General features: G+C 62.4%; 22 protein-coding genes and 1 tRNA gene. 16 read left to right on the top strand and 7 right to left on the bottom strand.

All coding sequences use genetic code 11. The features are described 5' to 3' along the window. The first annotated feature begins 37 nt into the window (after positions 1–37). From ABID19_RS23350 to ABID19_RS23330, 5 genes are all read left to right on the top strand, one after another. A complete protein-coding gene (locus ABID19_RS23350; RefSeq protein ID WP_435528770.1) occupies positions 38–916 on the top strand; it encodes a carbohydrate ABC transporter permease in 879 nt (292 codons plus the stop codon). 2 nt (positions 917–918) lie between these two features. Next, on the top strand, positions 919–1200 hold the full coding sequence (locus tag ABID19_RS23345; protein ID WP_352934560.1) for a DUF2160 domain-containing protein: 282 nt from the start codon (positions 919–921) through the stop codon (positions 1198–1200). A gap of 78 nt (positions 1201–1278) precedes the next feature. Next, positions 1279–3003, top strand: coding sequence for an ABC transporter substrate-binding protein (locus ABID19_RS23340; protein WP_354493303.1), 1725 nt, complete (start codon positions 1279–1281; stop codon positions 3001–3003). An 89-nt stretch (positions 3004–3092) separates the two neighbouring features. Then, entirely contained in the window at positions 3093–4586 is a 1494-nt protein-coding gene (gene glpK / locus ABID19_RS23335; RefSeq protein ID WP_354493302.1) for a glycerol kinase GlpK, read from the top strand. 100 nt (positions 4587–4686) lie between these two features. Continuing rightward, complete coding sequence (locus ABID19_RS23330; RefSeq protein ID WP_354493301.1) at positions 4687–5160, top strand: DUF6882 domain-containing protein; 474 nt, start codon at positions 4687–4689, stop codon at positions 5158–5160. 121 nt (positions 5161–5281) lie between these two features. Here the strand turns inward: ABID19_RS23330 and ABID19_RS23325 are convergent, their stop codons facing one another. Then, positions 5282–5758, bottom strand: a complete 477-nt coding sequence (locus ABID19_RS23325) for a BA14K family protein (protein ID WP_354493300.1) — start codon at positions 5756–5758, stop codon at positions 5282–5284. A 262-nt stretch (positions 5759–6020) separates the two neighbouring features. Here ABID19_RS23325 and ABID19_RS23320 point away from each other — a divergent pair. Both ABID19_RS23320 and ABID19_RS23315 read left to right on the top strand, forming a co-directional pair. After that, a tRNA-Lys gene (locus tag ABID19_RS23320) sits at positions 6021–6096 on the top strand. A gap of 354 nt (positions 6097–6450) precedes the next feature. Continuing rightward, complete coding sequence (locus ABID19_RS23315; RefSeq protein ID WP_354493299.1) at positions 6451–7527, top strand: type I restriction enzyme HsdR N-terminal domain-containing protein; 1077 nt, start codon at positions 6451–6453, stop codon at positions 7525–7527. A 45-nt stretch (positions 7528–7572) separates the two neighbouring features. Here ABID19_RS23315 and dprA read toward each other — a convergent pair whose 3' ends face one another. The 4 genes from dprA to ABID19_RS23295 all read right to left on the bottom strand — a co-directional run bounded on the left by dprA (position 7573) and on the right by ABID19_RS23295 (position 11712). Next, complete coding sequence (gene dprA / locus ABID19_RS23310; protein ID WP_354493298.1) at positions 7573–8709, bottom strand: DNA-processing protein DprA; 1137 nt, start codon at positions 8707–8709, stop codon at positions 7573–7575. Further along, positions 8706–9293, bottom strand: coding sequence for a glycerol-3-phosphate 1-O-acyltransferase PlsY (gene plsY / locus ABID19_RS23305; protein ID WP_354493297.1), 588 nt, complete (start codon positions 9291–9293; stop codon positions 8706–8708). The genes dprA and plsY overlap by 4 nt, the downstream gene beginning before the upstream one ends. A 173-nt stretch (positions 9294–9466) precedes the next feature. After that, positions 9467–10753, bottom strand: a complete 1287-nt coding sequence (locus ABID19_RS23300) for a dihydroorotase (RefSeq protein ID WP_354493296.1) — start codon at positions 10751–10753, stop codon at positions 9467–9469. Beyond that, positions 10753–11712: an aspartate carbamoyltransferase catalytic subunit gene (locus ABID19_RS23295; protein ID WP_354493295.1), complete on the bottom strand. Its 960-nt coding sequence runs from the start codon at positions 11710–11712 to the stop codon at positions 10753–10755. The genes ABID19_RS23300 and ABID19_RS23295 overlap by 1 nt, the downstream gene beginning before the upstream one ends. A gap of 177 nt (positions 11713–11889) precedes the next feature. On the opposite strand from ABID19_RS23295, the gene ABID19_RS23290 reads away from it, so the two are divergent. The 3 genes from ABID19_RS23290 (at position 11890) to ABID19_RS23280 (ending at position 14586) form a co-directional block, all read left to right on the top strand. Beyond that, on the top strand, positions 11890–13518 hold the full coding sequence (locus tag ABID19_RS23290; protein WP_354493294.1) for a DNA alkylation response protein: 1629 nt from the start codon (positions 11890–11892) through the stop codon (positions 13516–13518). Positions 13519–13648: 130 nt separating this feature from the next. After that, positions 13649–14275, top strand: coding sequence for a hypothetical protein (locus tag ABID19_RS23285; RefSeq protein WP_354493293.1), 627 nt, complete (start codon positions 13649–13651; stop codon positions 14273–14275). Beyond that, positions 14275–14586: a DUF6105 family protein gene (locus ABID19_RS23280; RefSeq protein WP_352934536.1), complete on the top strand. Its 312-nt coding sequence runs from the start codon at positions 14275–14277 to the stop codon at positions 14584–14586. The genes ABID19_RS23285 and ABID19_RS23280 overlap by 1 nt, the downstream gene beginning before the upstream one ends. Here ABID19_RS23280 and ruvX read toward each other — a convergent pair. Further along, entirely contained in the window at positions 14553–15038 is a 486-nt protein-coding gene (gene ruvX, locus ABID19_RS23275; protein ID WP_354493292.1) for a Holliday junction resolvase RuvX, read from the bottom strand. The genes ABID19_RS23280 and ruvX overlap by 34 nt on opposite strands. Positions 15039–15149: 111 nt before the next feature. Here ruvX and ABID19_RS23270 point away from each other — a divergent pair, with 111 nt between their 5' ends. The 5 genes from ABID19_RS23270 to ABID19_RS23250 all read left to right on the top strand — a co-directional run bounded on the left by ABID19_RS23270 (position 15150) and on the right by ABID19_RS23250 (position 19175). After that, the gene (locus tag ABID19_RS23270; RefSeq protein WP_352934532.1) at positions 15150–15857 is read left to right on the top strand and encodes a metal-dependent hydrolase; all 708 of its coding nucleotides are present in this window, start codon (positions 15150–15152) and stop codon (positions 15855–15857) included. A 162-nt stretch (positions 15858–16019) separates the two neighbouring features. After that, a complete protein-coding gene (gene gatC / locus ABID19_RS23265) occupies positions 16020–16307 on the top strand; it encodes an Asp-tRNA(Asn)/Glu-tRNA(Gln) amidotransferase subunit GatC (RefSeq protein WP_352934530.1) in 288 nt (95 codons plus the stop codon). A gap of 7 nt (positions 16308–16314) precedes the next feature. Continuing rightward, entirely contained in the window at positions 16315–16773 is a 459-nt protein-coding gene (locus tag ABID19_RS23260) for a GNAT family N-acetyltransferase (protein WP_354493291.1), read from the top strand. Beyond that, entirely contained in the window at positions 16773–18338 is a 1566-nt protein-coding gene (locus ABID19_RS23255; RefSeq protein ID WP_354493290.1) for an amidase, read from the top strand. Before ABID19_RS23260 ends, ABID19_RS23255 begins: the two co-directional genes overlap by 1 nt. A 27-nt stretch (positions 18339–18365) precedes the next feature. Then, positions 18366–19175: a YdcF family protein gene (locus tag ABID19_RS23250; protein WP_354493289.1), complete on the top strand. Its 810-nt coding sequence runs from the start codon at positions 18366–18368 to the stop codon at positions 19173–19175. Here ABID19_RS23250 and ABID19_RS23245 read toward each other — a convergent pair. After that, complete coding sequence (locus ABID19_RS23245; protein WP_354493288.1) at positions 19112–19867, bottom strand: DUF599 domain-containing protein; 756 nt, start codon at positions 19865–19867, stop codon at positions 19112–19114. The two genes, ABID19_RS23250 and ABID19_RS23245, sit on opposite strands and share 64 nt — an antisense overlap. Before the next feature lie 159 nt (positions 19868–20026). Between ABID19_RS23245 and ABID19_RS23240 the strand changes: the two genes are divergently transcribed. Further along, the gene (locus tag ABID19_RS23240; protein ID WP_354493287.1) at positions 20027–21430 is read left to right on the top strand and encodes an L-serine ammonia-lyase; all 1404 of its coding nucleotides are present in this window, start codon (positions 20027–20029) and stop codon (positions 21428–21430) included. The last annotated feature ends 72 nt before the right edge of the window (positions 21431–21502 follow it).

The following is a 21502-nucleotide window of genomic DNA, read 5'->3' as shown; positions in this document are numbered from 1 at the left end:
GCGCCTAGATGAAAGCACGGCCGACGGACGAACACTGATGCGGCAAGCCCCCGCTAGCGGGGAAACACAGGCGGCGAACGCTGCGCTGGCCCGCAAGATGCGGCGGCGGGGCGAGGAGTCGCGGTTCTGGTGGCTGGTGCCGACGATCTACATCATCTTCCTGATGCTGCCGATCTATTGGCTGGTCAATATGAGCTTCAAGACCAACCAGGAGATCCTGGGCGCCTTCTCGCTGTGGCCGAGAAACCCGACGATCGCCAACTACATGGTGATCTTCACCGACCCGTCCTGGTACAAGGGTTACATCAACTCGATCATCTATGTGGTTATGAACACGGTGATTTCCGTCGCCGTGGCGCTTCCGGCAGCCTACGCGTTCTCGCGCTACCGGTTCCTCGGCGACAAGCACCTGTTCTTCTGGCTGTTGACCAACCGCATGGCGCCGCCGGCGGTGTTCGCGCTGCCTTTCTTCCAGCTCTATTCGGCATTCGGGCTGATCGACACGCACATCGCGGTGGCGCTGGCGCATTGCCTGTTCAACGTGCCGCTGGCGGTCTGGATTCTCGAAGGCTTCATGTCGGGCGTGCCGAAGGAGATCGACGAGACCGCCTATATCGACGGCTATTCCTTCCCGCGCTTCTTCCTCAGGATATTCATGCCGCTGATCGCGAGCGGTGTAGGCGTGGCCTGCTTCTTCTGCTTCATGTTTTCCTGGGTCGAGTTGCTGATCGCGCGGACTTTGACCACGACCGCCGCCAAGCCGATCGCCGCGATCATGACGCGCACGGTCTCGGCCTCGGGCCTCGACTGGGGCGTGCTGGCTGCAGCCGGCGTGCTCACTATCCTTCCGGGCGCGCTCGTGATCTGGTTCGTACGCAACTATATCGCCAAGGGCTTTGCCCTGGGGAGGGTGTGACGATGAACCTTTCCTGGATGGCGTGGACGCTGCCGACTGCGGTCTTTTTCATCACGATCCTGATGCTGCTCTGCGGCATGGCGATCTGGGAGTACGTCTCGCCGGGCGGCAATCCGCGGGTTGGCGTACTGCGGTTCGAGACGACGCGCGGCGACCGTCTCTTCCTATCGCTGCTTGGCAGCGCCTTTATCCATCTCGCTTGGCTGGGTCTTGTTGGACCCAACCTGTGGTGGGCTCTCGCTCTCTCCGTGGTCTACGCCATCGGCGTGTTCCGCTACGTATAGAGGGGGAAACTGTTGGAGCGGCCGCGTGCCGGCGTCTGCTCCGATCGAACTTGAAAAATGAAACAGTGGAGGAAACACATGAAACGGCAATTTTTGACATCGACGACTGCGCTTGTCCTGTTGCTAGGGGCAGGCCACGCCTATGCCGGAATGGACGAAGCCAAGGCGTTTCTCGACGCCGAGATCAAGGACATGTCGACGCTCGATCGCGCTGCCCAGGAAGCCGAGATGCAATGGTTCGTCGATGCCGCGAAGCCCTTTGCCGGCATGGACATCAAGGTCGTATCCGAAACCATCACAACGCACGAGTATGAATCGAAGACGCTTGCGAAGGCGTTCACCGACATAACCGGCATCAAGATCACCCACGATCTGATCGGCGAAGGCGATGTCGTCGAAAAGCTGCAGACGCAGATGCAGTCGGGCGAAAACGTCTACGACGCCTATGTCAATGACTCCGACCTGATCGGCACCCATTGGCGCTACCAGCAGGCGCGCAGCCTGACCGACTGGATGGCGAACGAGGGCAAGGACGTCACCAACCCGAACCTCGACCTCGCCGACTTCATCGGCACCAAGTTCACGACAGCTCCGGACGGCGATCTTTATCAGCTGCCCGACCAGCAGTTCGCGAACCTCTACTGGTTCCGTTACGACTGGTTCAACGACGAGAAGAACAAGGCGGACTTCAAGGCGAAGTACGGCTACGACCTCGGCGTGCCGGTCAACTGGTCGGCCTATGAGGACATCGCCGAATTCTTCACCGGCCGCGAGATCGACGGCAAGAAGGTCTACGGCCACATGGACTACGGCAAGAAGGACCCGTCACTCGGCTGGCGCTTCACTGACGCTTGGCTGTCGATGGCCGGCAATGGCGACAAGGGACTGCCGAACGGTCTTCCTGTCGATGAATGGGGCATCAAGGTCGACGAGAAGTCGCGGCCGGTCGGCTCCTGCGTGGCTCGGGGCGGCGACACCAACGGTCCGGCGGCGGTCTACTCCATCCAGAAATATCTCGACTGGATGAAGGCTTACGCTCCGGCCGCGGCCCAAGGCATGACCTTCTCTGAATCCGGACCCGTTCCGGCGCAGGGCGAAATTGCCCAGCAGATGTTCATGTACACGGCCTTCACCGCCGACATGGTGAAGGACGGCCTTCCCGTCGTGAACGAGGACGGTACGCCGAAATGGCGCTTCGCTCCGTCGCCGCACGGCGTCTACTGGAAGGACGGCATGAAGCTCGGCTACCAGGACGTGGGTTCGTGGACGCTGCTCAAGTCGACGCCTGACGACCGCGCCAAGGCAGCCTGGCTCTACGCGCAGTTCGTCACCTCGAAGACAGTCGACGTGAAGAAAAGCCACGTCGGCCTGACGCTGATCCGCGAAAGCACGATCCAGCACAAGAGCTTCACGGACCGCGCGCCGAAGCTCGGCGGCCTGATCGAGTTCTATCGCTCGCCGGCCCGCGTCCAGTGGTCGCCGACGGGTACGAACGTTCCTGACTATCCGAAGCTGGCACAGCTTTGGTGGCAGGCGATCGGCGATGCCTCGTCGGGTGCCAAAACCCCGCAGGAGGCGATGGACTCGCTCTGCGCCGAGCAGGAAAAGGTGCTTGAGCGCCTCGAGCGCGCCGGCGTGCAGGGCGACATCGGACCGAAACTCGCCGAGGAAAAGACCCTCGAAGAGTGGAACGCCGATGCCGTCGCCAAGGGCAATCTCGCGCCGCAGCTGAAGATCGAGCCGGAGAAGGACAAGGCGCAGACCATCAACTACGACGAGCTGGTCAAGAGCTGGAGCAACTGAGCATCGGTCCGGGCGTTCGCGCCCGCATCGCAACAATCGGGGGAGGCGGCATCTTGCCGTCTCCCCTGTTTGCGCCGAGGGAAATGGTAATGAGCAGCTTTATCCTTGCAATCGACCAGGGAACGACATCGAGCCGGGCGATCCTGTTCGACCGTGAGATGAAGGTGGTGGGCAGCGGGCAGAAGGAATTCACTCAGTATTATCCGGCTTCTGGCTGGGTCGAGCACGATCCCGAGGAGATCTGGTCGAGCGTCGTGGCGACGGTGAAGGCCGCGCTGAAGAGCGCCGGCCGCGATGCGTCGGATGTCGCGGCAATTGGCATCACCAACCAGCGCGAGACTGTCGTCATCTGGGACGGGGCGACCGGCAAGCCGATCCACAACGCGATTGTCTGGCAGGACCGCCGCACCGCGCCGCTGTGCCAGAAATTGAAGAAGCAGGGGCTGGAGAAGAAGTTCACCAGAAAGACCGGTCTGCTGCTCGATCCCTATTTCTCCGGCACCAAGATCGCCTGGATGCTGGACAAGGTGAAGGGCGCCAGAAAACGCGCCGAGAAGGGCGAATTGCTGGCCGGCACCATCGACAGTTTTTTGATCTGGCGGCTGACCGGCGGCAAGGTTCACGCCACCGACGCCACCAACGCCTCGCGCACGCTGGTCTATAACATCGAAAAGAACGTCTGGGACGACGAGCTGCTGACCATTCTGCGCATACCGGCAAAAATGCTGCCGCAGGTGAAGGATTGCGCCGACGATTATGGAATGACAGAGAAAACCCTGTTCGGCGCAGAGATAAAAATCCTTGGCGTGGCCGGCGACCAGCACGCGGCGGCCATCGGCCAGGCCTGTTTCCAGCCGGGCATGATGAAATCCACTTATGGCACCGGTTGTTTCGCGTTGCTCAACACCGGCAGCGATCTGGTGCGCTCGAAAAACCGTTTGTTGACGACCATTGCCTACAGGCTGAACGGCAAGACCACCTATGCGCTGGAAGGGTCGATCTTCATCGCCGGTGCGGCCGTGCAGTGGCTGCGCGACGGTATCAAGGTGATCGGCAAGGCCGAGCAGAGCGGCGTGCTAGCCGCAACGGCGGACCCGACGCAGAATGTCTACCTGGTGCCGGCTTTCGTCGGGCTTGGCGCGCCGCGCTGGGACGCCGACGCGCGCGGTGCTATCTTCGGGCTGACCCGCAATTCGGGCCCGGCCGAGTTTGCCAGCGCCGCACTGGAATCCGTTGCCTTCCAGACCCGCGACCTGCTCGACGCGATGCGCAAGGACTGGAAGGGCGCGTCAGCGAAGACCGTTCTCAGGGTCGATGGCGGCATGGTGGCCTCTGACTGGACGATGCAGCGGCTGGCCGACATCCTCGATGCGCCGGTCGATCGCCCGACGATCCTGGAGACGACCGCGCTGGGCGCCGCCTGGCTGGCCGGCTCGAAGGCCGGTGTCTGGCCGAAGGCGAGGGACTTCGCCAGGAGCTGGGCGCTTGAACGGCGGTTTCGACCGAACATGGATGCGTCCGCCCGTATTGCCAAGTTGGCGGGCTGGCGCGATGCTGTGCGCAGGACGCTGAGCGTGCAGTAAGCACGCAGTAGGAAGGTGGAGCCCTCAGGTTCGCACCTCGTTTGAATAAGGTGGGCGGCGGTACCTACGAAAACCGCATAATCCCAGTTCGTGGCGATCCATGACACATCCCGATTGGTATCTTGATTGGCGCGATGAGGCCTTCCACCAACTACAAATGAAGAATGCGCGCTTGCAGGATGATTTTCGCCTCGCTAGCTGGGCCCGTTACGACTGCGATTTTGAGGCTGGAAAGCTTCTTTTCTCGGGACAAGGCGTTGTTAAGGTAGTCGCCGAGATCCAGATTGCCGGCTCTACGAGCGCCACAGCTGGTAACTGGCTCTGGGCTTGGGCAAATTCAAACTGGCCTCGCGAACTCGTTAGGGACGGGCAGTTGGCTCGATCTTTCGGTGAGAAACACGGCATCGACGAACTGGCTCAGGCCTACGTGAAGGACGATGACCTGAACGGACTCGGCTGGGAATTGACCTCGGCAATGGTTCGGATTTGCGACTCTTGCGGAGCTTACCGTCCGCCTCGCGACGAAGGTGGAGGTGTGTATCTGATCTTCAGGAGCATCAGTTGGGCGAGCTGATCGCAATGCCCGCGCTCCCAGCTATTCGGGAGACCATGGCAGCCTTGACTGTCGTGGCCCAGAAGAGAAACCCGCGCCGTTGCCGACGCAGGCTCTCATCAACCACTCAGTCCGGGCTTTCTCAATAGGGCGAATAACACTGCCGGCGCGGGCCGTTGTAGGGCTGATACGTGTTGTCATAGGCCCGGTAGGATCTGTACCGGTTGTAGCACCACTCCGTGTGCGAATCGCCTCGATAGACGCGGCGGCTCTGGTTGTTGACGATCGCGCCGGTGATCAGCGCGCCAGTGGCGAAAGCAGCCAGCGGGAACCAATAGTCGCCGTGACGGCGATAGCCGCGACGATAACTGCGATAGCCGCGATGGCCGCGCCAATACCTGCCGTCGTCGCGCGAGAAACGACGAAAATCGCGGCGGGAAAAATCGCGATCGCGGTTGAAACTACGCCTCCACCGCCTGTGGTCGACAGTCTGGACATTCGACGAGACGTTCTGACCAAGCGGCACGTAGGTGGGCTGGGCGTTGACGGGCACGATCTCCGCTACAGCGAATGACGCTGACAGCGCGGTCGCCAGCAGGCCCGACATGATCCTGTTCATGATCTTCTCCTTGAAAGCGTCGTCCCTTGTAGCGACAAAAACGGGCAGGTTGCGCAATTGTTCCCGCAAAAATCGCAAGGCGCTGATTTGTAATGCGTCTCGGCTTTCCGCGGGGCAGCAAGTCCGGCCTTGCCGAAGCGGTTTGCGAGGCGCCACGAGACCGCGAAAACTCCAGCTTGCGCAGCCTCTTTTTCCGGTTGACCGGTCGAGACACTCTCCCTATGTTCCGCGCAATTTCGAGGGCGGCATTCTGAGCCCGCGGGAGCGCGTAGCTCAGCCGGTAGAGCAACTGACTTTTAATCAGTAGGTCCAGGGTTCGAATCCCTGCGCGCTCACCACAGTTTCACCTGGGACTTCAATAAGTTAGCGTTTTGGGGTCTGGAACAGAGCCGGAACTGTGCGACTTTTTGCGACCCGTGCGACCGCAAAAAGTCGCACGGCCCGTTCACTGGTTGTTCCATGCCTAAGCGCGAGGTGCTATGGCGCAGGAGCAGATGTTGGGTCCGCTGCCGCACGCCGGGCCGTCGTCTGTTAGCTGCTTGCTGAGATTGACGACCTGCCAGTCTAGCTTTGCAGCACTCGGCCGTTACAAGTTGGCACCGGCTTAGCGCCTTGCAAGTCCTCAAAGTTAGATCGACTTGCGCAAATACGTCTTTTGCACGATCCTGTCTCGAAATTCGAGGGAGGGGATTATGGGTGTCGAAGAAAAACTCCGCGTTCTTGCTGACCGTATCAAGACGCATTCCAGCGCAATGCTTACCGAGGAGGCCCTAAAAACGGCAATAGTGCTGCCATTTTTGGCAGCCTTGGATTACGACGTTTTCAATCCTGATGAGGTCATTCCGGAGTTCTGCGCCGACGCGGTTGGAAAGAAAGGAGAGAAAGTAGACTACGCCATCAAAATTGACGGGGAGATCAGGATTCTTGTCGAATGCAAGCCGATCACCACAGTGCTCGACCGAGTCCATCTTGCACAGCTCTACCGATACTTTTCCGTCACAAACGCCAAATTTGCCATTCTGACAAACGGCCGCGCCTTCCACTTCCACACTGATCTGGTTGCACCGAACAAGCTCGATGATCGTCCGTTCCTCACATTCGACCTTTCGGACCTACAGGGTCAATTGATATCCGAACTGAAGAAGTTCGCGAAAGCTGATTTCAACGTTGATGGAATCCTGCAATCCGCTCATCGCTTGAAGTACACTTCAGCAATCAAGAAAGAGATCGGGAACGTGATGGAGAATCCACCCGAGGATTTTGTCCGGTTGGTGACGGTCGGGCTTTACCAAGGCCGGTTCACCGGCCAGGTAAAGGAGCAGTTCACGCCGATGGTCAAAGCGGCTTTTCGCGAGATTGTTCGGGAATCCGTCCAGTCGCGTCTATCCACCGCGTTGGCTGAAACTGAGGTTTCGGAAATCGGCGCGGACGGAATTGGCACCGAAGAGGAGGTTATCACAACTGAGGACGAACGCGAGGGTTTCATGGTCGTCCGGGCAATCGTTCGCGACCTTTTAAAGCCAGCAAGGGTAATCATGCGCGACCAGAAAAGCTATTGCGGCATTCTTGTCGATAATAACAACCGCAAGCCGCTGGCCCGACTATGGTTCAACAGGACCGTCAAATATCTCGGGCTATTCGATGGTGAGAAGGAAGAGAAGGTCAAGATCGACTCGCTGGATGAAATCTACGACTACGCCGAGCGCTTACGAGCTACCGCAAAGGAATACCTTGCTGTGGCAATCGCCGCGCCATCTGTCGCTTCCTAACCTTCGCGATCGCGCGATACTTCTGGCGGTCGATCCTGCCAAATATCAAGAACCCCCGAAAACCAGCGAGACATTGCCGCCCGCATGTCGCTCCAGCCGGCCGGCGAGATCCAGTTCAAGCAGCACCATGAAAACCTGGGCCGGATGCAGGCCGGTGTGGCGGATGATCTCGTCGATCGCTACGGGCGTCGGGCCGAGGGCTTCGACGACGCGGGCGCGGTCGTCCTCGCCGGGTGGCGGCGTTGCCGAAAAGTCGGGCGGCTCGCCAAGCGGCGCCGTCCTTGGTGCCAGTGCGCCGACCAGCGGGGCGATCGCACTGGTAATGTCCGATGCCTCAGTGACCAGGGTGGCGCCGTCCTTGAGCAGAGCGTTGGTGCCGGCGGCGCGCGGATCGAGCGGCGAGCCGGGGACGGCGAAGACCAACCGGCCCATCTCGCCGGCAAGCCTGGCGCTGATCAGCGAGCCGGAGCGTTGCGCCGCCTCGACCACGACCAGCCCCAATGCTGCACCGGCGACAAGGCGGTTGCGGCGCGGAAAATCCTGGGCGCGCGGCTGCCAGCCGAACGGCATCTCTGAAATGATGGCGCCGCCGCGCTCGGCAATCTCCTCGCACAGGCCGGCATTCTCGGGCGGGTAGGGCAGGTCGAGGCCGCCGGCCAACACCCCGATCGTGCCTGACGCAAGGCTGCCCTGATGTGCTGCCGTGTCGATGCCGCGCGCCAGACCGGAGACGATGCCGTAGCCGTTGCGGCCGAGTTCGGCGGCGAGCGTTCGCGCCATCTTGATGCCGGCCAGCGAGGCGTTGCGGGCGCCGACGATGGCAACCGTCGGCAGCCGGAACACCGCGCCTTCGCCCTTGATCGCGAGCAGCGGCGGCGGATGGTCCATGCTTTTCATCAGCGGCGGATAGTCGGCCTCGCCAATGCCGACAAAGCGGGCGCCGGCCCGGCGGGCCGTCTCCAGCTCCGCCTCGGCCTCGGCAATCGACGGGATGCGGACGATCTTCCTGGCACCGCCCGAAATCATCAGCTCAGGCAGCATCTCGAGCGCCGTCTCGGCCGAGCCAAAGCGGTTGATCAGGTCACGAAAGGTGGCCGGGCCGACATTCGGCGTGCGGATCAAGCGAAGCCAGCTCAGCCGCTGCCGGTCGCTGAGCCGCGGCCCGGCGGCGCGCTGGCTCACTCCTTGGCCCCGATCTTGCCCTCGGTGCCGGCCAGCAGCCGCGTAATGTTGGCCCGGTGTTTAATGATGACGATCAGGCTCATCAGCGCGAACAGCCCGGCAATCTCAGGCGTGCTGAGGACATAGAGCGCGATCGGCACGACGACTGCTGCCGTCAGCGCCGCCAACGAGGAGAAGCGAAACAGGAAAGCAATGGCCAGCCAGACGACGGCGAAGATCAGCGCCACCTGCCAGGCAAGGCCGATCAACACGCCGAGATAGGTGGCGACACCCTTGCCGCCCTTGAAGCCGAGCCAGACCGGAAAGAGATGACCGAGGAAGGCGCCGAGGCCGGCCCAGAGCCCGAGCTCCGGTGCAAAGCGACTGGCGATCAGCACGGCCGCCGTGCCTTTCAGCGCGTCGAGCAACAGCGTGGCGGCGGCCAGGCCCTTGTTGCCGGTGCGCAGCACATTGGTGGCGCCGATATTGCCGGAGCCGATGTTGCGGACGTCGCCAAGGCCGGCGGCTCGGGTGATCAGGAGCCCGAACGGGATCGAGCCGAGCAGATAGCCGAATACCAGCGCCAAGACGATGCCGTAAGCCATTGTTCCCCCGAATTCCAACTGTCGGCCTTAGGGAGTGTTGAGATTCAGGTCAGGCCGAGCCGAGAATGGTGGTTTTCCGGGAACCGGAACGCAGCGTACTTTTGGGTACGTGAGTACCGGAAGCACAGGAAACCACCGTTCGCAGGCCGGCATCACCTGAATATCGACACTCCCTAGGCTGAAAACACTGTGCGGCCCGCCACCATCGTTTGCAAGACCTTGCCCTGCAGCCGCGCGCCTTCGAAACAGGTGTTTTTCGAGCGCGAACGGATGCCGCTTTCGCTGACGATCCATGGCTCGTCCAGATCGACAAGCGCAAGATCGGCCGCCGCCCCCGGCTTCAGCGTGCCGCCCGGCAGGCCGAACAATCTTGCCGGCGCAGTGGATAACGTCTCGACCAATCTAAGCAGCGTCACGTCGCCATTGTGATAGAGCCGCAACGCTGCGCCCAGCAGCGTTTCCAGCCCGATGGCGCCGGCCGCGGCATCGGCGAAAGGCAGGCGCTTGGTGTCGACGTCCTGCGGGTCGTGCGAGGAGACGATGATGTCGATCGTGCCGTCCTTGACCGCCTCGATCATCGCCAGCCGGTCTTCCTCGGCGCGCAGCGGCGGCGTCAGCCGGAAGAAGGTTCGATACTCCCCGACATCGTTCTCGTTGAGCGACAGATTGTGGATCGACACGCCCGACGTGACATTCGCGCCGTCGGCTTTCGCCCGCGTTACCGCGTTTGCCGCCATGGCCGTCGAGATCTTGGCCGCGTGATAGGCGCCGCCGGTCAGCCGCGCCAGCGCAAGGTCGCGCTCCAGCGGAATGGACTCGGCTTCGCGCGGAATCCCGGCAAGGCCGAGCCAGCTTGCATAGAGGCCTTCATTCATGACGCCCGAGGAGGCGAGGTCGGCATCTTGGGTTTCATGCGCGATTACGCCGCCGAAATCGCGCGCATAGGTCAGCGCGCGGCGCATCACCAACGCGCTTGATATGGTGTGCCGCCCGTCGGTGAAGGCGACCGCGCCGGCCTCGCGCAGCAGGCCGAACTCGGTCATTTCGCGGCCTTCGAGACCCTTAGTGATCGCAGCCGCCGGAAAGATATTGACGATGGCCGTATCCTTGGCGGTACGCAGCACGAACTCGACCAGCGCGACATTGTCGATCACCGGATCAGTGTCGGGCATCATGACGATCGAAGTGACGCCGCCGGCGGCGGCGGCCACGCTGGCCGAAGCGATGGTTTCGCGGTGTTCGCCGCCCGGTTCGCCAATGAAGACGCGCGCATCGATCAGGCCGGGGATAACAGCCTTGCCGGCGCAGTCGATGACGGCAGCATCTTGCGGAACGCCCTGGTTCAAGGCCGCTTTGCCGGCAGCGACGATCTTGCGGCCCTCGACAATGACCGTGCCGACCTCGTCGATGCCGCGTGACGGATCGATGATGCGGGCCCGGCTGAAGACCGTTGCGCTCATCAGGCACCCTCGCGATTGCGGCGGGGATCGAGCAGCGCTTCCATTACCGCCATACGCACGGCGACACCCATCTCCACCTGTTCCTGGATGACGCTTTGCGGACCGTCGGCGATTTCCGAGGCAATCTCGACGCCGCGGTTCATCGGGCCGGGATGCATGACCAGCGCGCCGTCCTTGGCCCCCTTCAGCTTTTCGGCGTCGAGCCCGAAATAGCGGAAATATTCGCGTACCGATGGCACGAAGGCGCCTTCCATCCGCTCGCGCTGCAGGCGCAGCATCATCACCACATCCGCATCCTTGAGCCCTTCGGCCATCGAACGGGTGACGATCACGCCCATTTTCTCAATGCCGGCGGGCAGAAGCGTCGACGGCGCAACCACGCGGACCTGCGCGCCGAGCGCGTTGAGCAGCATGATATTGGAGCGCGCTACCCGCGAATGCAGGATGTCGCCGCAGATCGCCACGATCAGCTTCGACAGCGGGCCCCTGGCGCGGCGGATGGTCAGCGCGTCGAGCAGCGCCTGCGTCGGGTGCTCATGGGCGCCGTCGCCGGCATTGATCACCGAGCAGCCGACCTTTTGCGCCAGCAGGGCTGCGGCACCTGCTGACTGGTGGCGGATGATCAATATGTCGGGACGCATGGCGTTCAGCGTCATCGCTGTGTCGATCAGCGTCTCGCCCTTCTTGACCGAAGAACTGGCCACCGACATGTTCATGACGTCGGCGCCGAGCCGCTTTCCAGCCAGCTCGAACGACGATTGCGTGCGGGTCGAGGCTTCGTAGAAGAGGTTGATCTGGGTGCGGCCGCGCAGCGTCGAAGTCTTCTTCTCCGACTGCCGCGAGATCGCGACCGCCCGATCCGCCCGGTCCAGCAAAAGCTCGATGTCGGCGGGGGAAAGATCGCGGATGCCCAGAAGATGGCGGTGGGGATAAAGTGGCAGGGACGAAGCGTCGGTCATCTCAAGGCGCTGCTATAGGGTGGAGGACCTTTGGCTGCAAGCACCAGCTTTGGATTGCCGCCTTTCTCCCCGGTATTTTCGTCGCGCGCCTTGCGCGGCTTGGGCTATATCTAGCTGATAGCTTCGGATTCGTGGCCTTGTGATGGTAAGGCCTTTCTGCCGATAGAAGGATTGGGCGTGACCGACGACGTGACGAACCAGCCGCCGCCGCTGGCAGGCGGCAACGCCTGGCGGGGCGATCCGTTGCTGATCCAACTTGCCGAGCGTTTTTCGGATCCAGTGCGCAGGGATCTCGATGGGCTTGGTCGCTTCGTGCTGACGCCGGAGGCGCAGGAACTGGCCCGCCTCGCCAATGTCGAGACGCCGAAGCTCAAGACCCATGATCGGCAGGGCAGGCGCATCGACCTGGTCGAATTCCATCCGGCCTATCATGCGCTGATGCGCCGGTCGGTGGCGAACGGGCTGCACTCGTCGGTCTGGGAAAATGGCGATACCGAGATCGGCCGCCGTCATCAGGTGCGCGCCGCCCGTTTCTATCTGACGGCCGAGCTCGAAACCGGGCATCTCTGTCCCATCACCATGACCAGCGCGTCGCTGGCAGCGCTGATGGCCAACCCAAAACTGTTTCGCGAATGGGCGCCCAGGGTAACGACGCGAAAATACGACCAGAGCCAGAAGCCGCCGGTCGAAAAGACCGGGCTGACGCTCGGCATGGGCATGACCGAGAAGCAGGGCGGCACCGATGTGCGCGCCAATGTCACCCGGGCCGAGCGCGTCGGCAGCGGCTTTTATCGGCTGACCGGCCACAAATGGTTTATGTCGGCGCCGATGTCGGATGCGTTCCTGGTGCTTGGACAAGCGCCGGAAGGGCTTTCGTGCTTTCTCGTCCCCCGCATTCTCGGCGACGGTTCGAGCAATGGCTTCCGCTTCCAGCGGCTGAAGGACAAACTCGGCAACCGCTCCAACGCATCGTCCGAGGTGGAGTTCGTCAACGCCATCGGCGAGATGATCGGCGAGCCCGGAGCGGGTGTGAAGACGATCATGGACATGGTGACGCTGACCCGGCTCGACTGCGCGATCGCTTCGTCGGCGATCATGCGTGCCGGGCTGGCCGAGGCCGTCCACCACGCCCGCCACCGCCAGGTGTTTGGAACCAATCTGATCGAACAGCCGCTGATGCAGCGCGTGCTGGCCGACATGGCGCTCGACGTCGCTGCCGCCACCGCGCTGTCATTTCGGTTGGCGCGCTCCTTTGACGAGGCGGCCAGCGACCGTGGTGAGGCGGCGTTTGCCCGCGCCATGACGCCCGTCGTCAAATACTGGGTCTGCAAGATTGCGCCGCCGCTGCTCTACGAAGCGATGGAGTGTCTCGGCGGTAATGGCTATGTCGAGGAGGGACCGCTCGCCCGCTACTATCGCGAAGCTCCGGTCAACGCGATCTGGGAGGGGTCCGGGAATGTGATGGCACTCGACGTGCTGCGCGTTCTGGGGCGTGCACCCGGCCTGTTCGAGGACGTGCTGGCCGGCATCGACCGCGATCTCGGCGCCGGCGGACGCGGCACCGTCGGTGTGCTCAAGGCGGCAATGCAGGTCGCGGCAACCGATGAGGGTTCGGCCCGTCTGCTTACCGAACAACTGGCGCTTTCGGCGGCAGCGGCGGAGCTGCGCCGGCTGGGGGCAGGACGGATCGCCGACGCCTTCGTCGAGACGCGCCTCGCCGGCCAGTGGCGTAACACGTACGGCATGCTCGATTCGCGCCATGACGCGCGCATGATCATCGACACGCTCTATCCGCCGGTCACCTGAGAAGAGATTTCGGGGAAGGTTTCTCGCCCTCCATCGCGCCCCTGTGGATGACCGTTAACCTTAACAAATGGTTTCCATTGCGGTGGCAAGCCGCAAAGCCCACTGTCCTGTTTACCGAAGCAGGAACGCCATGCGGTACATGTTGAGCTCCTTTCTGGCCTTGCACTGGGCGGTCGTTTTCGCCCTGCTGGCGTTGATCTGCATCGACGGCAATCGCGGCATCGCGGCAGCGTTGGCTGTGCTCGGCGTTGCCGCCCAGAACACCCGCTTCGTAGACCTAGAAAACGCTGCCGTCGTGGCACCGCTTGCCGTAGCGCTGCTCGTCGTTGCGGTGTTGTTTTGCTGGGCCTTTGTCGAAACTCTGATCAGCGACCCGACGAATCCGGACGCCAAAGACAGCGTCGTGCGGGTCGCCTTCATCTCCGCCTCCGGCGTGCTGTCGCTGATCGTGGTCGCCGGCGCCGCGCAAGGCATCAACGGGCTGTTCCTGGCCGTCGCGGTGCAACTGGCGGCACTGCTGGCCTCCTATGTCGCCATACTCGCAGAGCGGCGATCGGCCTTTGCCGCAGCGGTTTCGGATACCGGTGAAATCCGTGCCGCCGCGCATGTGATGGCGAAGGCCGCCGCGCACAACTCGTCGCTTTCGCGTATTTCCGGCCGGCCCGACACGAACTTGCGGCCGGACACGAATTTCAGGCCCGACTTCCGGCCCGACACAAACTTCAGGCCCGACACGAACTTCAGGGATGGCCGCTGATGCGCACGTTGTTCGCCCTGTGGGCGACCCCACTCGTTCTGTTCTGGGGCTGGTTCTTCCTGTCGCTCAACAACATCAATTTCGGCTATGTCATGCTGAGCCGCCCATTGCATGACCTCGTCTTCCAGCTCTATGGGGAGATGCTTGGCATCGATCCGGCGGTCATACCCGGCATGGTGGCAAGGGCCTGCATCCTCGACAGTCTGCTGCTCGTAGCGTTTTGGGCGTTTCGCCGCCGCCGGGTGATCGGCGGCTGGTTGAGGACGATGCGGGACCGCTATTTCGACCAGGCATCGACGCCGAGCGCCTGAAGCCGGTCGAGAACGCCCTGCAGAATAAAGGCCGCCGCGGCGGAATCGATCTTGCCGGCGCGTTTGCGGCGCGAAAAATCCATCTCGATCAATGTCCGCTCGGCCGCCACCGTCGACAGTCGCTCGTCCCACAAGACGAAGGGCAGGTCGCTCACACCTGCCATGTTGCGGACGAAAGCGCGGGATTTCTGGGCGCGCGGGCCTTCCGACCCGTCCATGTTGATCGGCAGGCCGAGCACCACCGCTCCGACATTCTCTTTCTGCAGCAAAGCGAGCAGTTCTGCGGCGTCGAGCGAAAATTTCCTGCGCATGATGACCGGGCGCGGATGGGCGAAGGCAAAGGTCCGGTCCGAAACCGCCACGCCAATCGTCTTGTCTCCGAGGTCGAGGCCGGCCAGCGTCTTGCCGCCGCTAAGTCGCGCCGGCAACTCTTCGATGGTGATGATGCTCAACGGCTTTTCCTTTGACCACGATGCCGCACGTCCTATAACCATGCCGTTGGACCTTTAATTTCGCCCTCGGTGTTCTATCCTCTACCGCAGCAAAAATCGAGGAAGGCATTGATGAAACTGACCTGGTACGGACATTCGGCATTCCGCATCGAAACCGAAGGCGCGACGATCCTTATCGACCCTTATCTAGTCGGCAATCCGTCATGGACAGGTGGCTGGGAAGGACCGGCCGAAGGGGTCACTCACGTGTTGCTGACGCATGGCCATAGCGATCACATTAGCGGCGCGGTCGAAGTGCTTGGGAAAAGCGGCGCGATGCTGGTCGCCAATTTCGAGATCTGCATGTATCTGGTCGGCAAGGGCGTCAGCGACAAGAAGATCAATCCCGGCAATATCGGCGGCACCGTCGATTGCGGCGGCTTCACCACCACTTTCGTCCAGGCTTTGCATTCATCGTCCTTCCCGGGCGAGGGCGGGCAGAACACCTATCTCGGCAATCCGGGCGGGCTCGTCCTGCACTTCCCCGAGGACAAGACGCTCTACCACATGGGCGACACAGACATCTTTTCCGACATGGCGCTGATCAACGAGTTGCATGAACCGAAGATTGGTATCGTACCGGTCGGCGACCGCTTCACCATGGGTGGCGCGGTGGCAGCCCTTGCCTGCCGGCGCTTCTTTCAGTTCGAGACGGTCATTCCCGCTCATTTCGGCACATTTCCAATGATCGACCAGAGCGCCGACAAGTTCGTGGCAGGGCTAGACGGATCGGGTGTGAAAGTGGCGTTGCCGGAGATTGGCGGGACGATCACCTTGTAGAGGATGGCAAGGGCCGCTACGGCGGCAGCTAGCTTCTCTGCGACAGGTGCTGCCATGGCTGAATCGCAGCCAAGGACGGCGCGCCGCGCATAACGATGCATGTTGCGCGCCACGCGCCGCGCCGCTATAGCGCGGACTGGTTTTCCCGAGGCACAAATAAACATGTCCGTTGATGTCAAGACTGTGAAGCGCGTCGCGCGTCTCGCCCGCATTGCGGTGAGCGAGGAGGATGCCGAGCGCATGACCGGCGAGTTGAATGCCATTCTTGGCTTTGTCGAGCAGTTGAATGAGGTCGACGTTTCCGGGGTCGAGCCGATGACCTCGGTGATTCCGATGGAGATGAAGAAGCGCCAGGACCTCGTCACCGACGGCAGCAAGGCGGCCGACATCGTCGCCAACGCGCCGGCCACCGAAGAGAATTTCTTCCTCGTTCCGAAGGTCGTGGAGTAGCGGGCCGATGGCAATCGAGATCGCCATCGAGACGCCGCTGCAGGACGATGTGCGCGGGCTGGTCAACGAGCTCAACGACACGCTGCTGGAATTGACGCCGCCGGAGCACTGCTACCACATGACCGTCGAGCAGATGGCCGACAACGACACAACGGTCTTTATCGCTCGCGACAATGGCCTTGCCATCGGCTGCGGCGCGCTGAAACGCCACGACGGCGCCGTCGGCGAGGTCAAGCGCATGTACACGCGGCCTTCGCATCGCGGGCAGAAGATCGGCGCAAAGATCGTCGAGCGGGTCGAGGCGCTGGCGCGCAATGAAGGGCTGAAGCGTCTGGTGCTGGAGACGGGCGACCGCCATCCGGCTGCATGGACCGTCTATGAACGCGCCGGGTTTTCGCGCTGCGGCCCGGTGCTGGACTATCCTGATACCGAGTGGTCGGTGTTTTACGAAAAGAGCCTTGCCTGATGAGCGACCTGACCCACCTGACGATTTCGCAGGCCCGCGCCAAGCTGCGCGCCAAGGAAATCACCGCAACCGAGATCACCGAAGCCTATCTCCAGGCGATCGAGCGGGCAAATCCGGCGCTCAACGCCTATGTCGTCGTTACCGACGACAAGGCGCGCAACATGGCTAAGGCCTCGGACGCGAAATTGGCGAAGGGCGAGGGCGGTTCGCTCGAAGGCATTCCGCTCGGCATCAAGGACCTGTTCGGCACCGAAGGCATTCACACCCAGGCCTGCAGCCATGTTCTGGATGGTTTCAAGCCGCACTACGAATCGACCGTCACCGCCAATCTGTGGGCCGATGGCGCCGTCATGCTCGGCAAGCTCAACATGGATGAGTTCGCCATGGGCTCGTCAAACGAGACCTCCTACTACGGCCCCGTCGTCAATCCGTGGCGGCGTTCGCGCGTGGACACGGTGGTGATGCCGACCACGCATCAGGGCGATGGCGGCTTCGTCTCGGCCGGCGGCACCAGGACCGCGCGCACGCTGGACAACGCCCAGCTTGTGCCGGGCGGCTCGTCGGGCGGCTCGGCTTCAGCGGTTTCCGCGTTTCTCTGTGCCGGCGCCACTGCCACCGACACCGGCGGCTCGATCCGGCAGCCAGCCGCCTTTACCGGCACGGTCGGCATCAAGCCGACCTACGGCCGCTGCTCGCGCTGGGGCATCGTTGCGTTCGCCTCGTCGCTCGACCAGGCCGGACCGATCGCCCGCGATGTGCGTGACGCCGCGATCCTCTTGAAATCCATGGCCTCGGTCGACCCGAAGGATACCACCTCGGTTGACCGGCCGGTGCCGGACTACGAGGCGGCGATCGGCAAGCCGATCAAGGGTATGAAAGTCGGCATTCCCAGGGAATACCGCGTTGACGGCATGCCTGAGGAGATCGAGGCGCTGTGGCAGAAGGGCATTGCCTGGCTGAAAGATGCCGGTGCCGAGATCGTCGACATTTCGCTCCCACATACCAAATATGCGCTGCCGGCCTATTATATCGTTGCGCCCGCCGAAGCCTCGTCGAACCTCGCCCGCTATGACGGCGTCCGCTACGGGTTGCGCGTACCGGGCAAGGACATCGTCGACATGTACGAGAAGACCCGCGCCGCCGGCTTCGGCCGCGAGGTCAAGCGCCGCATCATGATCGGCACCTATGTCCTCTCCGCCGGCTACTACGATGCCTACTATCTGCAGGCGCAGAAGGTTCGGAACCTCATCAAGCGGGATTTCGAGAATACGTTCGCGGCTGGCGTCGACGTCATTTTGACACCGGCGACGCCGTCGGCGGCCTTCGGCATCGCCGACGAGGACATGGCCGCCGACCCGGTCAAGATGTATCTCAACGACATCTTCACGGTGACGGTGAACATGGCCGGACTGCCGGGCATCGCCGTGCCCGCGGGGCTTGACGCCAAGGGCCTGCCGCTCGGCCTGCAACTCATCGGCCGGCCTTTCGACGAGGAAACTCTGTTCCAGACCGCCCATGTCATCGAACAGGCGGCGGGTACGTTCCAACCGGAAAAGTGGTGGTAGTGTCGTCTCCCATCTGAGGGGTGAGGGATGTTCTACTATCTTTCCAAGGTATTCTGGCTCCTCGTCCAGCCTCTGAATCTGTCGATTATCCTGCTGTTGGCCGGACTGCTTGCGGCAATGGTTGGCTGGCGGCGACTGGCGGCCACCGGCAGCATGCTCGCCTTCCTGATCCTCGGGCTCTCGGCCTGGACCTCACTTGGCGCAATGATACTCAGCCCCTTGGAAGAGCGCTTTCCGCGACCGCCGCTGCCGGAAAGGGTTGACGGCATCATCGTGCTGGGTGGCGGCATGGAGGGCGCCATCAATTTCGTGCGTGCCGGCTATGAACTGAACGCCAGCGGCGATCGGATGGTGGAAGCGGCCGTGCTGGCACGGCATTTCCCGGCGGCGAAAGTCGTTATCTCAGGCGGCACCATCGCAATGATCGGCGAAGGCGAGGGCGATGCAGTGTCGGCGCCACGTCTGCTCACTGCGCTTGGCGTGACGACCGATCGGCTGATTCTCGAGAACAAATCCCGCAACACCTACGAGAACGCCGTCTTCAGCCGGGAACTGGTCACCCCGAAACCAGGCGAGACCTGGCTGCTGGTGACCTCGGCCTTTCACATGCCGCGCGCCAAGGCGCTGTTCGACAAGGCCGGCTTTGCGACCGTTCCCTGGCCGGTCGATTACCGCACCTCCGGCAAGCAAGGCTTCGGCCTGTTCCGCGACGATCCCTTTGGTTCGCTGCAGACCACCACGACGGCGGTGCGTGAATGGATAGGGCTCGCCGCCTACTGGCTGTCGGGCCGCATCGATCGGCTTTTCCCCGGACCGGATGCTGGCTCGGGTGGCTGACCGATCACGGCTTGCCGCGCCGCCGAGAAGAACTGGCGACGCACCAGAACCGCCAGCAACAGCAGCGTCGACAGTACGAACACCAGTGGGTCGACGAACCAGCCGAGATAGCCGATCGAGAAGAACACGCCGCGCAGGCCGGAGTTGAAGTGTTTTCCGGCCAGCATGTTCATCCGCGCCGCCCGCCATACCGCCGTCTCGCTAGCCGGGTTGCGTGAAGCCTCGCCATACGGGATCGGCACCGCGCCGATCAGGATCGAGCAGTAGTTGAACAGCCGGTAGGCCCAGCCGAACTTGAAAAAGGCATAGGCCAGGATCAGCACCAATCCGAACACTTTCATCTGAAAGGCGGAGCGGGACGATGTCGCGCCGAGCGGCAGGTTACTCAGCACCGAAACAACCTGATCGGAGGCGCCGAGCAGGGCGAAACAGCCTCCGATCGCAATCAGCGAACTGGAGGCGAAGAAGGCGGTTCCCTGTTGAAGACCTGCCATGATGGCGGTGTCGACAATGCGGATCTCGCGTTCGGCCATAGTCCGCATCCAGGCTTCACGCTGGGTGTTCATCGCCATCGTCAGCGACATGCGGCTGACCAGCTTTCCGTCGGAGGCGAGCGTATGCAGCACCCATACGAGAAGGAAGAAAGCCAGCGCCGCGAGATCAGCCGTCGATAGATGGAAGGAATCGCCCATGCAACCCTTTTACCACAAGCCGCGGCGTCGCTTCGATGGCAGAACGCACGATGTCGCTGCCGGAGCAAACAAGGTCGGCAGGTGCAGCGCCGCGATCTTCGAAAGAGCGGAAACATCATGGGAATTCCTATATGTAATTCCAATAGGAGAGAATGGCGCGTGTTCCTTTCGGTTTTCGACCTGTTCAAGATCGGCATTGGGCCATCGAGTTCGCACACGATGGGACCGATGACGGCTGCGCGGCGTTTTCTCGACGAGGTCGCGGGAGATGACTGGCCACGCCCGGCCGGCGCCAAGGTCGACCGCATAGCCGCCAGCTTGCACGGCTCGCTTGCCTATACCGGCATCGGCCATGGTTCCGATCGCGCCGTCGTGCTCGGCCTTGCCGGCCAGACGCCGCAGAAAGTGGATCCCGATCAGGCGAACGGCATCGTCGATCGTATCGTCGCCGACAAGCGGATTTCGCCGCCCGGCCATCCCTCCTATCGCTTCGACCCGGCGACCGATCTGGTGCTGGACCGCAAGACGCCGCTGTCCGGCCATGCCAATGGCATGGCTTTCTCCGCATATGATGCCGACGATCGCCTGCTGCTCAAGCGCATCTACTATTCGATCGGCGGCGGCTTTGTGGTTTCCGAGGAGGAACTGCAGCGGATGAAGGTGAAGGGCTCGGTGACGACGGAAGGCAAGAAGGTGCCATACCCCTTCAAGAACGCCGTCGAGATGCTGTCGATGGCGGCGAAGAGTGGCCTTTCGATCGCCGATATGAAGCGCGTCAACGAAGAGACGCAGATGTCGCGCGAGAAGCTCGATGCCGGCCTCGACGACATCTGGAGCGCCATGAAGAGCTGCATCGAGCGTGGACTGTCGCAGGACGGCATCATGCCGGGCGGACTGAAGGTGCGCCGCCGCGCGCGGCAATTGCATGACAAGCTGCAGGAGCAGTGGCGGCAGAACCGGCCCAATCCGCTGCTAGCCAACGACTGGTTGTCGATCTATGCCATGGCGGTAAACGAGGAGAACGCCGCCGGCGGGCGCGTCGTAACCGCGCCGACCAATGGTGCTGCGGGCACGCTGCCCGCCGTGCTGCGCTACTGGCTGCATTTCCATCCCGAAGCCGACCAGCCAAGCATCCGCGATTTCCTGCTGACTGCGGCGGCAATCGGCGGCATCATCAAGACCAATGCTTCGATCTCAGGCGCCGAAGTCGGCTGTCAGGGCGAGGTCGGTTCGGCCTCGGCTATGGCGGCGGCGGGGCTGTGCGCCGTCATGGGCGGCACGCCCGAGCAGGTCGAGAACGCCGCCGAGATCGCGCTTGAACATCATCTCGGCATGACCTGCGATCCGGTCGGCGGGCTGGTGCAGGTGCCCTGTATCGAGCGCAATGCGCTCGGCGCCGTCAAGGCTGTGACTGCCGCTTCGCTGGCCATCAAGGGCGACGGCGTTCACTTCGTGCCGCTCGATGCTGCGATCGAGACCATGCGCCAGACCGGCCTCGACATGAACGAGAAATACAAGGAAACCAGCCTCGGCGGGCTGGCCGTCAATATCGTGGAGTGCTGAGCCAACCTTGCCACTGTGGAGACGGGCACCGCAGAGACTGGCACTGTGGAGAAAGTCGACCAGCCCGTTGAC

The sequence above is a fragment of the Mesorhizobium robiniae genome, from assembly GCF_040545535.1.
GTDB classification, from domain to species: domain Bacteria; phylum Pseudomonadota; class Alphaproteobacteria; order Rhizobiales; family Rhizobiaceae; genus Mesorhizobium; species Mesorhizobium robiniae.
The sequence above is the reverse complement of the archived record's forward strand: the minus strand, read 5'-3'. Positions and strand labels throughout refer to the sequence as shown.

Bases quoted from the DNA above. Each gene is read 5' to 3' on its own strand.
- ABID19_RS23350 (WP_435528770.1), top strand. From the start codon at position 38: ATGCGGCAAGCCCCCGCTAGCGGGGAAACACAGGCGGCGAACGCTGCG.
- glpK (WP_354493302.1), top strand. From the start codon at position 3,093: ATGAGCAGCTTTATCCTTGCAATCGACCAGGGAACGACATCGAGCCGG.
- ABID19_RS23280 (WP_352934536.1), top strand. From the start codon at position 14,275: ATGCGCACGTTGTTCGCCCTGTGGGCGACCCCACTCGTTCTGTTCTGG.
- gatC (WP_352934530.1), top strand. From the start codon at position 16,020: ATGTCCGTTGATGTCAAGACTGTGAAGCGCGTCGCGCGTCTCGCCCGC.
- ABID19_RS23260 (WP_354493291.1), top strand. From the start codon at position 16,315: ATGGCAATCGAGATCGCCATCGAGACGCCGCTGCAGGACGATGTGCGC.
- ABID19_RS23270 (WP_352934532.1), top strand. From the start codon at position 15,150: ATGAAACTGACCTGGTACGGACATTCGGCATTCCGCATCGAAACCGAA.
- ABID19_RS23245 (WP_354493288.1), bottom strand. From the start codon at position 19,867: ATGGGCGATTCCTTCCATCTATCGACGGCTGATCTCGCGGCGCTGGCT.
- ABID19_RS23330 (WP_354493301.1), top strand. From the start codon at position 4,687: ATGACACATCCCGATTGGTATCTTGATTGGCGCGATGAGGCCTTCCAC.
- ABID19_RS23325 (WP_354493300.1), bottom strand. From the start codon at position 5,758: ATGAACAGGATCATGTCGGGCCTGCTGGCGACCGCGCTGTCAGCGTCA.
- ABID19_RS23285 (WP_354493293.1), top strand. From the start codon at position 13,649: ATGCGGTACATGTTGAGCTCCTTTCTGGCCTTGCACTGGGCGGTCGTT.
- ABID19_RS23315 (WP_354493299.1), top strand. From the start codon at position 6,451: ATGGGTGTCGAAGAAAAACTCCGCGTTCTTGCTGACCGTATCAAGACG.
- ABID19_RS23255 (WP_354493290.1), top strand. From the start codon at position 16,773: ATGAGCGACCTGACCCACCTGACGATTTCGCAGGCCCGCGCCAAGCTG.
- ABID19_RS23345 (WP_352934560.1), top strand. From the start codon at position 919: ATGAACCTTTCCTGGATGGCGTGGACGCTGCCGACTGCGGTCTTTTTC.
- ABID19_RS23295 (WP_354493295.1), bottom strand. From the start codon at position 11,712: ATGACCGACGCTTCGTCCCTGCCACTTTATCCCCACCGCCATCTTCTG.
- ABID19_RS23250 (WP_354493289.1), top strand. From the start codon at position 18,366: ATGTTCTACTATCTTTCCAAGGTATTCTGGCTCCTCGTCCAGCCTCTG.
- ABID19_RS23340 (WP_354493303.1), top strand. From the start codon at position 1,279: ATGAAACGGCAATTTTTGACATCGACGACTGCGCTTGTCCTGTTGCTA.
- plsY (WP_354493297.1), bottom strand. From the start codon at position 9,293: ATGGCTTACGGCATCGTCTTGGCGCTGGTATTCGGCTATCTGCTCGGC.
- ABID19_RS23300 (WP_354493296.1), bottom strand. From the start codon at position 10,753: ATGAGCGCAACGGTCTTCAGCCGGGCCCGCATCATCGATCCGTCACGC.